Origin of the sequence: Pseudomonas sp. THAF187a (assembly GCF_009363395.1) — a bacterium.
GTDB lineage: Bacteria > Pseudomonadota > Gammaproteobacteria > Pseudomonadales > Pseudomonadaceae > Aquipseudomonas > Aquipseudomonas khazarica.
Map to the genome: position 1 here is coordinate 3,200,789 of NZ_CP045349.1, position 13,226 is coordinate 3,214,014.

Below are 13,226 nucleotides of genomic sequence, written 5' to 3' on the forward strand. Positions count from 1 at the left end.
CTGCCCCGGATTGCATCCGGGCTACGACCCAAAGCAAAGAGGTGTACAACAATGACAAGACACACCGAGCCGAACAATCCACCCGCGCGCCCGGCACCGGAGCCGATTCTCGAGCCGTCGCCGAGCAACTGGCGCCTGCCGCGCCCGGGACAGACCACGCCTTCCTGGAGGCTGAGCAAATGAGCTGGATCAGTGCCCTCGCCGACCTGCAAGACAAGGGCGAAGCCTGCGTGCTGGTGACCATCATCGAGGAGCGCGGCTCTACCCCGCGCAACGCCGGCTCGAAGATGGTGGTCACCGCCGAGCGCATCTTCGAAACCATCGGTGGCGGCCACCTGGAGTACAAGGCCATGCAGATGGCCCGTGAAATGCTCGAGAGCCGCAGCCAGGACACCCGCCTGGAGCGCTTTTCCCTCGGCGCCAGTCTCGGCCAGTGCTGCGGCGGCGCCACCGTGCTGCTGTTCGAGCCCATGGGCCAGCCCCAGGCGCAGATCGCCGTGTTCGGCGCCGGCCATGTCGGCCGTGCACTGGTGCCGCTGCTGGCCAGCCTGCCGTGCAAGGTGCGCTGGATCGACTCGCGGGAGAACGAGTTCCCCGAGCAGATCCCGGCCAACGTGCAGAAGATCGTCAACGACGAGGTGGTCGACGAGGTGGAGAACATGCCGCCCGGCAGCTACTACATCGTCATGACCCACAACCATCAGCTCGACCTGGAGCTGACCGCAGCGATCCTGCAGCGCGGCGACTTCGCCTACTACGGCCTGATCGGCTCCCGCACCAAGCGCGTCAAGTTCGAGCACCGCCTGCGCGAGCGTGGCTTCGAGGAGCCGCTCATGGCACGCATGCGCTGCCCGATGGGTCTGCCCGAGGTGAAGGGCAAGTTGCCGGTGGAGATCGCCGTGTCCATCGCCGGCGAGGTGATCGCCACCTACAACGCCCTGTTTGGTGAAAAGACAGCCGGCCAGGAGGTCAAGAAAGGCGAATCCAGCGTGGCCAGGCTGTTGCCGGCATCACGCCGCTCCTGATTGTTCCGATTTCCGGTGCGCAAGGCGCACCCCAGCCACAACGCTGTTCACCTGGGGACGCATGGGTTCTACTCGCCTCCCCGCCGGGAGACGCGACGACCGCTCGCCCCGTGGCCAGCGCACAGCATTGATCAACCCATGAGATTCGAACGATGAGCAATACCGTCAAAGCCTACCGCGCCGCCATCCTGCACAGCCTGGCCGACCCGGCCGTGGTCGGCGTGGAACAGTCCTATCAGTACTTCGAGGACGGCATCCTGCTGATCGAGAATGGCAAGGTCGCCCAGGTTGGCGCTGCCGCCGAGCTGCTGCCGAAACTGGCCGGTGTCGAGGTACAGCACTACCGCGATGCGCTGATCACCCCCGGCTTCATCGACACCCACATCCACTACCCGCAGACCGGCATGATCGCCTCCTACGGCGAGCAGCTACTGGACTGGCTCGAGACCTACACCTTCCCCACCGAGCAGCAGTTCGCCGACAAGGCCCACGCCAGCGACGTGGCGGCGATCTTCCTCAAGGAGCTGCTGCGCAACGGCACCACCACCGCCCTGGTGTTCGGCAGCGTGCACCCGCAGTCGGTGGACGCCTTCTTCGAGCAAGCCGACAAGCTCAACCTGCGCATGATCGCCGGCAAGGTGCTGATGGATCGCAACGCCCCGGACTACCTGACCGATACCGCGGAAACCGGCTACGCCGAGAGCAAGGCGCTGATCGAACGCTGGCACGGCAAGGGCCGCCTGCACTATGCCGTCACCCCGCGCTTCGCCCCGACCAGCACGCCGGAGCAGCTGGAGCTGGCCGGCAAGCTGCTCGGCGAGTACCCGGACCTGTACATGCACACCCACCTGTCCGAGAACCGCAAGGAGATCGAGTGGGTCAAGGCGCTGTTCCCCGAGCGCAAGGGTTACCTGGACGTCTACGACCACCACAGGCTGATCGGCCCGCGCGCCGTGTTCGCCCATGGCGTGCACCTGTGCGACGAGGAGTGCCAGCGCCTGGCCGAAACCGGCTCGGCAGTGGCCTTCTGCCCGACCTCCAACCTGTTCCTGGGCAGCGGCCTGTTCGACCTGAACAAGCTGGAAGCACACGGCGTCCGCGTCGGCCTGGGTACGGACGTCGGCGCCGGTACCAGCTTCAGCCAGCTGCAGTCGCTGAACGAGGCGTACAAGGTGATGCAGCTGCAGGGCAAGAAGCTCGATCCGTTCAAGTCGCTGTACCTGGCCACTCTGGGCGGCGCCAACGCGCTGTACCTGGACGACCGGCTGGGCAACTTCCTGCCGGGCAAGGATGCCGACTTCCTGGTGCTGGACTACAACGCCACGCCGCTGATCAGCTACCGCATGCAGCAGGCCAGGAGCCTGGAAGAGCGCCTGTTCGCCCTGACCATGCTCGGTGATGATCGCGCCGTGAAGGAGACCTTCGCCGCCGGCGTATCGGTGCACCAGCGCAGCTGAGGCCGACGCCTGAGCGCTTTCGTCGCAGCGGATCCATCCGCGATCAGGCTACCCGCGATGCGCGGCGGCATCGCGAATGGATTCGTGCCGACAGCGTGGCGCGAGATGTTCAGCACGCGACACGATCGCAGGAGCCCGCTTGCCGGCGATCAGCTCAGCCGCGCATCGCGGGCCTGCCAGCGCCTGCACACATGCGCCTCGGCCCAACCACGCCGCCCCGACAAAAAAGCCCCGATGCGCGAACATCGGGGCTTTTTTCGTATCCAGCGCAACCAATCAGCGGTTGGCCGCGTTCCGCCCAGGCTTCTTCTTGGTCTGCAGCAGGTGCGAGAACACTGCGTGCAGGTCATCCGAGGCGCTTTCCTCGTCCAGGTTCAGCTTGCTGTCGATATGGTCCATGTGGTGCATCATCAGGTGCACCGCACGCTCGGCATCGCGCGCCTCGATGGCGTCGATCAGCTGGTTGTGCTCATCGTACGAGCAATGCGAGCGGCTGCCGCTTTCGTACTGGGCGATGATCAGCGAGGTCTGCGACACCAGGCTGCGCTGGAAGCTCACCAGCGGCGCGTTACGCGCGGCCTCGGCCAGCTTCAGGTGGAACTCGCCGGACAGGCGGATGCCGGCGCCACGGTCACCCCGGGAGAAGCTGTCCTGCTCGTCCTTGACCATCTGCCGCAGCTCGGCGAGCTGCTCTGCCGTGGCATGCTCGACGGCCAGCTCGGTGATCGCGCGCTCCACCAGTCGGCGTGCGTAGAAGATCTGCCGGGCTTCCTCGACGCTGGGGCTGGCCACTACCGCACCGCGATTCGGCCGCAGCAGCACCACCCCTTCATGGGCCAGACGCGACAGGGCACGGCGAATGATGGTGCGACTGACACCGAAGATCTCGCCCAGGGCCTCTTCGCTCAGCTTGGTGCCTGGCGCCAGGCGCTGCTCGAGAATGGCATCGAAGATATGGGCATATACGACATCGTCCTGAGTCCCGCTACGGCTGCTCTTGCCCGCACGCGGCTGCTTCTTCAGTGGCTGCAATTGATCGTTCATTCTGGCTCGCGTCAATGAGAGTCGGCGACACTGCGACTCTACTGTGTTCTACCCGGTAGCTGACAAGCTCCGAGCGAAAAAACATCAGAAAAATATTCGGCCAATTGTACACAACTCAACCAGCCACCACACCTGTCGTCGTATGACGTCCCCCCTGAGAGGTCAGCCGACAGGCGAGAAAACCGAACGTGCCCTCAAACTCTTTCCTTATATGCACGCCACCCCTCAGGTCGTTACCGGATAAGGCCGAACCGATCGCTCCTGGCATACCCTCCAGGGACCAGAACGAGCTGCAGGATGGATCATCCATCTGTCTGTTTTAAAAGGGCTTTTACCAACAGATAGACGATTGTCTCCAAATCCACCCGCTGAACCCTGGAGATCGGCGAATGGTGCGATTCATGCAACATTAAAAACATTAATTGCATTTTTTGTATACAACAGCATAATCGCGCCTGAGTGACTTCTTGACCGCTCGGTCAACAACTTAGCCAGGAAGCACCGCCGAGAACACCGCCTGCCTCAGAGAGCATTGTCCTTGCGCAACGCTCTGGGCGGTACACAACAAGAGAGATGAGGAGTACCCGCTGTGGAAAGCGTCAAACAAGAACAACATGCGACTCAACTGGCAAGAGGTGGCCTGCTCGACCGCTTCTTCAAACTGACCGAGCACCGCACCACCATCAAGACCGAACTGATCGCTGGTGTGACCACCTTCGTCACCATGGCCTACATCATCTTCGTCAACCCCAACATCATGGCCAGTGCCGGCATCGACCACGGGGCCGCCTTCGTCGCCACCTGCATCGGCGCGGCGCTGGGCTGCTTCCTGATGGGGCTGTACGCCAACTGGCCTGTCGGCCTGGCTCCCGGCATGGGCCTGAACGCCTTCTTCACCTATACCGTCGTCGGTGAGATGGGCTACAGCTGGCAGATCGCCCTGGGCGCGGTATTCATCTCCGGCGTGCTGTTCATGATCATGAGCCTGTCGAAGATCCGCGAGTGGCTGCTCAACAGCATCCCGATGAGCCTGCGCTTCGCCATGGGCGCCGGGGTCGGCCTGTTCCTCGGCCTGATCGGCCTGAAGACCGCCGGCATCGTCGTCGACAGCCCGGCCACGCTGCTGACCATGGGCTCGTTCGGCAACCCGTCGGCGCTGCTCGCCGCCGTGTGCTTCCTGCTGATCGCCGTGCTCAGCCACCGCAACGTGTTCGGCGCCATCCTCTTCAGCATGCTCGGCGTCACCGCCCTGGGCTGGGCCCTGGGCCTGGTCGAGTACGGCGGCCTGGTGTCGATGCCACCGAGCCTGGCCCCGACCTTCCTGGCCATGGACATCGCCGGCGCGTTCAACGTGGCGATGATCAGCGTGATCCTCGCGTTCCTCTTCGTGAACATGTTCGACACCGCCGGCACGCTGATGGGCGTGGCGCATCGCGCCAACCTGGTGGATGAGGACGGCAAGATCCAGAACCTGTCCAAGGCCCTGAAAGCCGACTCCACCTCCAGCGTGATCGGCGCCATGGTCGGCTGCCCGCCGGTGACCAGCTACGTGGAGAGCGCTTCCGGGGTCGCCGCCGGTGGCCGCACCGGCCTGACCGCCATGACCGTCGGCATCCTCTTCCTCGCCGCGATGTTCTTCGCCCCGCTGGCCGGCATGATCCCCGCCTACGCCACCGCCGGCGCGCTGATCTACGTGGCGATGCTGATGATGAGCGGCATGGCGCACATCGACTGGAAGGACCATACCGACACCATCCCCGCCATCGTCACCGTGGTGATGATGCCGCTGACCTTCTCCATCGCCAACGGTATCGCCCTGGGCTTCCTCACCTACGCCACGCTGAAGCTGCTGACCGGCCAGCGCGAGAAGGTATCGCTGAGCCTGTACGTGCTGTGCGTGATCTTCATCGCCAAGTTCGCCTTCCTCTGAACGCAGAGGTTCCGCGCTGATCGCAGCCCCGGCCTCGTGCCGGGGTTTTTCGTTTGGCCCGGCCGCGATGGGCGGATGCGCAATCCGCAAGCAGGTTGCCGGCCCCGGATTTCATCCGGGCTACGGGCCTGTGCATTCAGGGTTGCACACGCTTGGCTCCCCTCTCCCATTCATGGGAGAGGGGCTGGGGGACTGATCGTGTCCGACCACTTCTTATGTGAACAGCGCTACGGCCTTGTGCCGGTTTTTTCGTTTGTCTCAGCAACGGCAGGCACGTCGCCAGCCCATACCCGGTTTTCATCCGGAGCATGCGCCGAAGACCGGCTCGGCAGGGTGCGCCCCCACACCGATCGAAACAGATGCGCCATCGATGGGCCGTGATGACGGCCCCGAAATGCAGGCAAAAAAAAGCCCGCAGTGTGAGCGGGCGTAAGGACTCAAACGAGTCTGAGGGTGACAAGCATTCGTCCGGCAGGCAGTGGCCTGCCGCTCACTCAGCTACCGCGATAGGTGGAGTAGCTGTAGGGGGAAATCAGCAGCGGCACGTGGTAGTGCTCCTGGCCGGCATCGATGCCGAAGCGCAGCACGACCACGTCGAGGAAGGCCGTGTCCGGCAGCTTCACGCCACGTGCGCGGTAGTAGTCACCGGCATGGAAGTGCAGTTGATAGACGCCCGTGCGGTAGTCATCGCCCTGCAGCACCGGCGCATCGCAGCGGCCATCGTGATTGGTGGTAACGCTGTTGATCAGCTCCAGCTGCGCGCCTTCGACGCGGTACAGCTCGACCTTGATGTCACTCCCTGGGCAACCGTGCGCGGCGTCCAGTACATGCGTAGTCAAACGTCCCATGGGTCTCGGATGCCCGTTGCGCCCAGCGCCAGACGGACACCACACCTCCTCTGCTCTGTTGAAATCGGTTCGTCGCAATGCTCCGACGCATCGGCAGGATAGCATGCAGGCAGAATATACAACACTTTCACATACAAATTGTACACAATGATTAGCTCGCCGCTTTCTGCCATGCACCAAACAGGTTCATGGCGAAGCCCGTTGCGATGCACGCTTGGCGCCACGTAAGCGGCTCGGAGCTGACCATCCGGGCAAATTCCCGGTTATGCTGCACGGCCGATAAAATAATGAAAAGTCGATTTACAAACGGCAATCTACTTTGTATACAATTAGCCATCCCGGTCGCGTAACCCTGAAGCCAGGCACGCAGTGACCGCAACGCTCCATACAGGAAGACTGCAGTGAACGCTGATTACCCACGCGATCTGATCGGCTACGGCGCCAACCCGCCCCACCCGCACTGGCCGGGCGACGCCCGTATCGCCCTGTCCTTCGTGCTCAACTACGAAGAGGGTGGCGAGCGCAACATTCTTCATGGGGACAAGGAATCCGAGGCCTTCCTCTCCGAGATGGTCGCCGCCCAGCCGCTGCAGGGCCAGCGCAACCTGTGCATGGAGTCGCTCTACGAGTACGGCAGCCGCGCCGGGGTCTGGCGCCTGCTCGAACTGTTCCGCAAGCACGACATTCCGCTGACCGTCTTCGCCGTGGCCATGGCCGCCCAGCGTCACCCTGAGGTGATCAAGCAGATGGTCGCCGCCGGCCATGAAATCTGCAGCCATGGCTATCGCTGGATCGACTACCAGAACATGGACGAAGCCGGCGAGCGCGAGCACATGCTCGAGGCCATCCGTATTCTCACCGAGCTGACCGGCGAACGCCCGCTGGGCTGGTACACCGGCCGCCTGGGCCCGAACACCCGGCGCATCGTGCGTGAAGAGGGTGGCTTCCTCTACGACTCCGACACCTACGACGACGACCTGCCCTACTGGGACCCGGCCAGTACCGTGGAGAAGCCGCACCTGGTGATTCCCTACACCCTGGACACCAACGACATGCGCTTCACCCAGGTGCAGGGCTTCAACAAGGGCGACGACTTCTTCGAATACCTCAAGGACGCCTTCGACGTGCTCTACGCCGAGGGCGAAGCCGGCGCGCCGAAGATGCTGTCGATCGGCATGCATTGCCGCCTGCTCGGCCGGCCGGCCCGCCTGGCGTCGCTGGCCCGCTTCATCGAATACGTGAAGCGCCATGACAAGGTCTGGTGCGCCCGCCGTGTCGACATCGCCAGGCACTGGCACGCCACCCACCCCTTCCGCGCGACCGAATGAGAGAGCCGCCCATGAGCCGTTTCCAGACCCTGACCCCTTCCCAGCTGAGCCGTGACGCGTTCGTCGCGGCCTTCGCCGACATCTACGAGCACTCGCCCTGGGTGGCCGAGAAGGCGTATGACCTTGGCCTGGACGACAGCGTCGACGACATCGACGGGCTGCAGCAGCGCATGGCCGACATCCTCCTGTCCGCCAGCGCGGATGCCCAGCTGGCCTTGATCAACGCGCACCCGGACCTGGCCGGCAAGGCTGCCGTGCGCGGCGAACTGACAGCCTCCAGCACCGCCGAGCAGTCCGGTGCCGGCATCCACGAATGCACCGCCGAGGAGTTCGCCCGCTTCACCGAGCTCAACGACGCCTACAAGGCCAAGTTCGGCTTCCCCTTCATCAAGGCCGTCAAGGGCAGCAACCGCCACCAGATCCTGGCAGCCTTCGAAGAGCGCATTCACAACAGCCCGGAGCAGGAGTTCAGCACCGCCCTGGCCGAGATCAACAAGATCGCCCTATTCCGCCTGCAGCAGCTGTAAGGCGCTGCCCCCTTCAACCGAACAGAACAAGTAGAACAGCCATGCGTAGCCTGACCATCGAGCCCCTGAGCAAAGAAGCCTTCGCCCCTTTCGGTGACGTGATCGAAACCGAAGGCAGCGATTTCTTCATGATCAACAACGGCTCCACCCGCCGCTATCACAAGCTGGCCAGCGTGGAGACGGCGCAGCCGGAGGACCAGGCCATCATCAGCATCTTCAGCGCCGAGGCGCTGCAGATGCCGCTGACCATCCGCATGCTGGAACGCCATCCGCTGGGCAGCCAGGCCTTCGTGCCGCTGCTCGGCAACCCCTTTCTGATCGTGGTCGCGCCAGTTGGCGATGTACCTGTATCAGGGTCCGTCCGTGCCTTCCTCAGCAATGGCAGGCAGGGCGTCAATTACCATCGCGGCGTCTGGCACCACCCGGTGCTGACGATCGAAAAGCGGGATGACTTCCTGGTGGTTGATCGCAGTGGTTCCGGCAACAACTGCGATGAGCATTTCTTCAATGAGGACGAGCTTCTTCTCCTCAACCCCCACCAATAAGAGAAGCCCGGGGCTGGCGTGTCTCCCCCGGGAAAGAGGTACAGATCGTGGAAGCACATTTCACCGAATGGCTAAACCTGGGCGTCCGCTGGATCCATATGATCACCGGCATCGCCTGGATCGGCGCATCCTTCTATTTCGTCTGGCTGGAGAACAACCTCAACCGTAGCAACCCACGCGAGGGCCTCTCGGGCGACCTCTGGGCGATCCACGGCGGCGGGATCTACCACCTGGAAAAATACAAGCTGGCCCCCCCGAAAATGCCGGAGAACCTGCACTGGTTCAAATGGGAGGCCTACTTCACCTGGCTATCAGGCGTCGCCCTGCTGCTGGTGGTCTACTACCTCAACCCGAGCCTGTACCTGGTCAAGCCGGGTGTCGATCTGGCGCCAGCCGCCGCCATCGCCATCGGCCTCGGCTCCATGGCCGCCAGCTACCTGATCTATCACCTGCTCTGCGACTCGCCGCTGGGCAAGCGCCCGGCCCTGCTCGGCGCCGTGCTGTTCGTGCTGATCATCGCCGCGGCCTATGGCTTCAGCCAGATCTTCAGCGGTCGTGCCGCGTACATCCATGTCGGCGCCATCATCGGCACCATCATGGTCGGCAACGTGTTCTTCACCATCATGCCGGCCCAGCGCGCGCTGGTTAAGGCCATCGAGACCAACACCACCCCCGACCCGCTGCTGCCGGCCAAGGGCCTGCTGCGCTCGCGCCACAACAACTACTTCACCCTGCCGGTGCTGTTCATCATGATCAGCAACCACTTCCCGAGCACCTACGGCAGCCAGTACAACTGGCTGATCCTGGCGGGCATCGCGATCCTGGCCGTGCTGGTACGCCACTACTTCAACACCCGCCACGACAGCAGCAAGTATGTCTGGACCCTGCCGGCCGCGGCCCTGGGCATGATCTGCCTGGCCTACGTCACCTCCCCGGCGAACCGCGCCCCCGCCGCCGCCCCGGTGGCAGCCGTGGAGCAGCCGGCAGCCAGCGAGACTCTGAGCAAGGTGGAAGAAGTTGCCAGCAGCCAGCCAGATGCCCAGGAAAACCCGGCTCCGGCAACAGGTGGAGCGGCGACGGCTGCCGACTTCGGCAAGGTCGAGAGCGTGATCCATGAACGCTGCACCGTCTGCCATTCGGCCACCCCGAGCAGCCCGATGTTCAGCGCGGCGCCAGCCGGCCTGATGCTCGACACGCCCGAGCAGATGCAGGCTCAGGCCGCGAAGATCCACGCCCAGAGCGTTGCCTCGCAGATCATGCCGCTGGGCAACATCACCCAGATGACCCAGGACGAGCGCGACCTGATCGGCAACTGGATCGCCAAGGGCGCCCCGACCAACTGATTGCCACACGTGCCGTTCCCGTGACTGGGCGCGGCATCTTTTTACGCCCCGGAACCGCCGGCAGCGCGAGCTGACCGGCGGTTCTTTTTTGTGCACAATCCATAAATAAATTGTTTTTAACCATGTCCACATGTTGCTATAGTCGCCACATCCTGACCACCTAGACAACTTTCTAGCAAACAGGAAAGAGGTGCCGTGAAGCCTCGTGTAAGCCCATGACCGTATAAAAACAAATGGCAGGCTATGACATGACCACAAACAGCAACGCCCCCACCCCAGCTGCGCCTACCGGCAACAGCGACCTGATCTACCAGTTGGATGACACCCCCGCTTTCGCCCCCGCCCTGTTCGCGGCGCTGCAGCATGTGCTGGCCAGCTTCGTCGGCATCATCACCCCCACCCTGATCGTCGGCAGTGCCCTGGGCCTCGGCGCCCACGTGCCCTACCTGGTGAGCATGGCCCTGTTCGTCTCGGGCCTCGGCACCTTCGTCCAGGCCAAGCGCATCGGCCCGATCGGTTCCGGCCTGCTGTGCCTGCAGGGCACCAGCTTCGGCTTCCTCAGCGTGATTCTCAGCGCCGGCTTCATCGTCAAGGGACGCGGCGCCAGCGAAGAGGAAATTCTCGCCACGCTGTTCGGCATCTGCTTCTGCGCGGCCTTCGTCGAAATCACCTTCAGCCAGTTCATCAACAAGCTGCGCAAGGTGATCACCCCGGTGGTGACCGGCACCATCATCTGCCTGATGGGCCTGTCGCTGATCAAGGTGGGCATGACCGACCTCGCCGGCGGCTACGGCGCTGCCGATCTCGGCGCCCTGCACCACCTGGCGCTCGGCGGCCTGGTGCTGGGCACCATCGTCCTGCTCAACCGTGCGCCGTCACAGGTGCTGCGCCTGTCGGCCGTGATCATCGGCCTGACCCTGGGCTTCGCCGTGGCCTGGTTCAACGGTCGGGTGGATTTCGCCAACATGGCCGAGGTGCCGCTGCTCAGCGTGCCGCAACCGTTCAAGTACGGTTTCAGTTTCGACTGGATCGCCTTCGTGCCCATCGCCGTGATCTTCCTGATCACCCCGCTGGAAACCGCTGGCGATCTGACGGCCAACTCGATCATCTCCAAGCAGCCGGTCAAGGGCCCGCTGTACATGCGCCGGATCAAGTCCGGGGTGCTGGCCGACGGCTGCAACTCGGCAGTCGCCGCCATGTTCAACAGCCTGCCGATGACCACGTTCAGCCAGAACAACGGGGTGATCCAGCTCACCGGCGTCGCCAGCCGCCACGTGGCCTTCTACATCGCAGCCATCCTCATCCTGCTGGGCCTGTTCCCGGCGGTCGGTGCGGTGCTGCAACTGATGCCCAAGCCGGTGCTCGGCGGCGCCACCCTGATCATGTTCGGCACCGTGGCGGTCGCCGGCATCAAGATTCTCAGCGAAGCCGGTCTGCACCGTCGCAACGTGCTGATCGTGGCCATCTCCCTGGGCCTCGGCCTGGGAGTCGCCGGCGTGCCGGAGGTGCTGTCGCACATGCCGGACGTGCTGAAGAACATCTTCGGCTCGCCGATCACCATCGGAGCCTTCAGTGCCATTGCGCTGAACATCTTCCTGCCCGACGAACAGCAGGAAGTGGAAGAAGACGACTACGACCCGGAGGCGCACCTGCATACCGTGCTGCAGAACCGCCAGGACGATAGCGTCGACGACAGCAGCCTCAAGAGCCTCGGCCGCGACCTGACCCCGGACGCGCGCACCAGCTGATCACGCCCCACCCGTCCACTCCCGGCAGCGCGCTGCCGGGGGTACCCGTCTGCACGTCAAAAGAACAAGGAAAACCCATGAAACTCAAGCATCTGCCTCACTGCTTCGCCCTCTCTGCCGGACTGTTCTCCGGTCAGCAGGCGCTTGCCGGCGACCTGCTGCACTGGCAGGACAACAGCCTGTCCTACCTGTACGGCGAGAACTTCCAGCGCATGAACTTCAACGGCGAAGAGCAGCGCACCCAGACCACCTTCACCTTCGAGCATGCCAGTGGCTGGGCCTGGGGCGACATCTTCTACTTCCTCGACTACATCCGTACCGACAACGTGCAGACGCGCGGCAGCTTCGACAACGGCAGCTTCCGCCAGCACGAGCGCAACTCCTTCTACTACATGGAGTTCTCCCCGCGCGTGAGCCTGAGCTGGCTGACCGGGCAGGAGCTGGCCGTCGGCCCGATCAAGGACGTCTATGCCGCCTTCACCTACGAGAAAGGCGAAGGCGGCCCAGGGCCGGAGAACTACCTGTACGGCATCGGCCTGGACTGGGACGTACCGGGTTTCAACTTCTTCAAGACCAACCTGTACCAGGTGAAGATCAACAACCACACCTTCTTCGCCGACCGCAACAGCAACGGCTATGCGACCCAGCTGACGGTCAGCGCGGCCTATCCGTTCAGCCTGGGCGAACAGGACTTCCTGGTGGATGGCTTCGTCGACTGGCGCTCACCGTCCCGCGATGCCGGCACCCAGACCTCGGTAGGCTCCTCGATCCAGATCAAGTGGGATGCGGGCAAGGCGCTGTTCGGCAAGGAGCGCCAGCTCTACGTTGGCACCGAAGTGAACATGTGGCGCGCCAAGTACGGCGTGAAACCGGTAGACGGATCGGGTGACCGCTTCGACCAGACCGCCGTGCAGGCACTGGTCAAGTACCACTTCTGAGCACTGCCGCAACGCACTTGGCCGATGTCGGGTAGGGACAGCGGCCGGGTAAAGGGGGGATCGGCGTTCGCGCCCTTCCCCCTTTTCTTCGTTTCGGGCGAGCCCCTGGGGCCCCGGACACACCTGCCTCGGCTGCAGCGCGCAGCCGCGCGCCGATCCGCAGCGCACCATTGCGACCCGCGCATGTCACCCCGGCACCGTATCGGTGCAGATCCGCAACCCTGCTGCCACCTTGAGGCTTACCTCTTTCCATGCATGAAACTGATCATACGGTCAAGTTTTTGATCACAATATCTATTACTTTTGTGTTCAATCTTCAAGAAAACCATGTTCATCAAGGTTTTTTATGTGTACAAGACACTCAGGTTCCATCCGAAATACTGTCGAAGTGGCTGTATACACAAACCCAGTCACGAAGCGCATACAAAAGCGGAATGAAACCTGCAGGCAAACCTCCTCATACGCCACCGTGCGCAAGAACAATACTGGGAGC

Annotated in this window: 12 protein-coding genes; 10 read left to right on the forward strand and 2 right to left on the reverse strand. The window is 63.2% G+C overall.

Features of this window, described 5'->3' with window-relative positions:
- Positions 1-51 precede the first annotated feature (51 nt).
- From FIV02_RS25025 to guaD, 3 genes are all read left to right on the forward strand, one after another.
- The gene (locus tag FIV02_RS25025; RefSeq protein WP_256662971.1) at positions 52-183 is read left to right on the forward strand and encodes a hypothetical protein; all 132 of its coding nucleotides are present in this window, start codon (positions 52-54) and stop codon (positions 181-183) included.
- On the forward strand, positions 180-1,025 hold the full coding sequence (xdhC, locus tag FIV02_RS14945) for a xanthine dehydrogenase accessory protein XdhC (protein WP_047588650.1): 846 nt from the start codon (positions 180-182) through the stop codon (positions 1,023-1,025). Before FIV02_RS25025 ends, xdhC begins: the two co-directional genes overlap by 4 nt.
- 152 nt (positions 1,026-1,177) lie before the next feature.
- Positions 1,178-2,482: a guanine deaminase gene (gene guaD, locus FIV02_RS14950; RefSeq protein WP_047588649.1), complete on the forward strand. Its 1,305-nt coding sequence runs from the start codon at positions 1,178-1,180 to the stop codon at positions 2,480-2,482.
- Positions 2,483-2,758: 276 nt separating this feature from the next.
- Here the strand turns inward: guaD and FIV02_RS14955 are convergent, their stop codons facing one another.
- The gene (locus FIV02_RS14955) at positions 2,759-3,526 is read right to left on the reverse strand and encodes a GntR family transcriptional regulator (protein ID WP_037050562.1); all 768 of its coding nucleotides are present in this window, start codon (positions 3,524-3,526) and stop codon (positions 2,759-2,761) included.
- Between the two features lie 589 nt (positions 3,527-4,115).
- Between FIV02_RS14955 and FIV02_RS14960 the strand changes: the two genes are divergently transcribed.
- The gene (locus tag FIV02_RS14960) at positions 4,116-5,456 is read left to right on the forward strand and encodes an NCS2 family permease (RefSeq protein ID WP_037050561.1); all 1,341 of its coding nucleotides are present in this window, start codon (positions 4,116-4,118) and stop codon (positions 5,454-5,456) included.
- 494 nt (positions 5,457-5,950) lie between these two features.
- On the opposite strand, the gene uraH is transcribed toward FIV02_RS14960, so the two are convergent.
- Positions 5,951-6,304, reverse strand: a complete 354-nt coding sequence (gene uraH, locus FIV02_RS14965; protein ID WP_003460854.1) for a hydroxyisourate hydrolase — start codon at positions 6,302-6,304, stop codon at positions 5,951-5,953.
- A gap of 401 nt (positions 6,305-6,705) precedes the next feature.
- Between uraH and puuE the strand changes: the two genes are divergently transcribed.
- The 6 genes from puuE to FIV02_RS14995 all read left to right on the forward strand — a co-directional run bounded on the left by puuE (position 6,706) and on the right by FIV02_RS14995 (position 12,733).
- The gene (puuE, locus tag FIV02_RS14970) at positions 6,706-7,632 is read left to right on the forward strand and encodes an allantoinase PuuE (protein ID WP_037050556.1); all 927 of its coding nucleotides are present in this window, start codon (positions 6,706-6,708) and stop codon (positions 7,630-7,632) included.
- A gap of 11 nt (positions 7,633-7,643) precedes the next feature.
- Positions 7,644-8,159 carry a 2-oxo-4-hydroxy-4-carboxy-5-ureidoimidazoline decarboxylase gene (gene uraD / locus FIV02_RS14975; protein ID WP_047588638.1) on the forward strand — a complete coding sequence of 172 codons (516 nt, stop codon included), beginning with the start codon at positions 7,644-7,646 and terminating at the stop codon, positions 8,157-8,159.
- Positions 8,160-8,200: 41 nt separating this feature from the next.
- A complete protein-coding gene (locus tag FIV02_RS14980; RefSeq protein WP_037050551.1) occupies positions 8,201-8,704 on the forward strand; it encodes an ureidoglycolate lyase in 504 nt (167 codons plus the stop codon).
- Between the two features lie 47 nt (positions 8,705-8,751).
- A complete protein-coding gene (locus tag FIV02_RS14985; protein ID WP_152489074.1) occupies positions 8,752-10,047 on the forward strand; it encodes a urate hydroxylase PuuD in 1,296 nt (431 codons plus the stop codon).
- 233 nt (positions 10,048-10,280) lie between these two features.
- Positions 10,281-11,795 carry a nucleobase:cation symporter-2 family protein gene (locus tag FIV02_RS14990; RefSeq protein WP_037050546.1) on the forward strand — a complete coding sequence of 505 codons (1,515 nt, stop codon included), beginning with the start codon at positions 10,281-10,283 and terminating at the stop codon, positions 11,793-11,795.
- Between the two features lie 77 nt (positions 11,796-11,872).
- A complete protein-coding gene (locus FIV02_RS14995; protein ID WP_152489075.1) occupies positions 11,873-12,733 on the forward strand; it encodes an outer membrane protein OmpK in 861 nt (286 codons plus the stop codon).
- Positions 12,734-13,226: the final 493 nt, after the last annotated feature.

Coding starts and splice junctions, on each gene's coding strand:
- xdhC (WP_047588650.1), top strand. CDS start 180: ATGAGCTGGATCAGTGCCCTCGCCGACCTGCAAGACAAGGGCGAAGCC.
- FIV02_RS25025 (WP_256662971.1), top strand. CDS start 52: ATGACAAGACACACCGAGCCGAACAATCCACCCGCGCGCCCGGCACCG.
- FIV02_RS14955 (WP_037050562.1), bottom strand. CDS start 3,526: ATGAACGATCAATTGCAGCCACTGAAGAAGCAGCCGCGTGCGGGCAAG.
- uraD (WP_047588638.1), top strand. CDS start 7,644: ATGAGCCGTTTCCAGACCCTGACCCCTTCCCAGCTGAGCCGTGACGCG.
- FIV02_RS14980 (WP_037050551.1), top strand. CDS start 8,201: ATGCGTAGCCTGACCATCGAGCCCCTGAGCAAAGAAGCCTTCGCCCCT.
- uraH (WP_003460854.1), bottom strand. CDS start 6,304: ATGGGACGTTTGACTACGCATGTACTGGACGCCGCGCACGGTTGCCCA.
- FIV02_RS14995 (WP_152489075.1), top strand. CDS start 11,873: ATGAAACTCAAGCATCTGCCTCACTGCTTCGCCCTCTCTGCCGGACTG.
- guaD (WP_047588649.1), top strand. CDS start 1,178: ATGAGCAATACCGTCAAAGCCTACCGCGCCGCCATCCTGCACAGCCTG.
- FIV02_RS14990 (WP_037050546.1), top strand. CDS start 10,281: ATGGCAGGCTATGACATGACCACAAACAGCAACGCCCCCACCCCAGCT.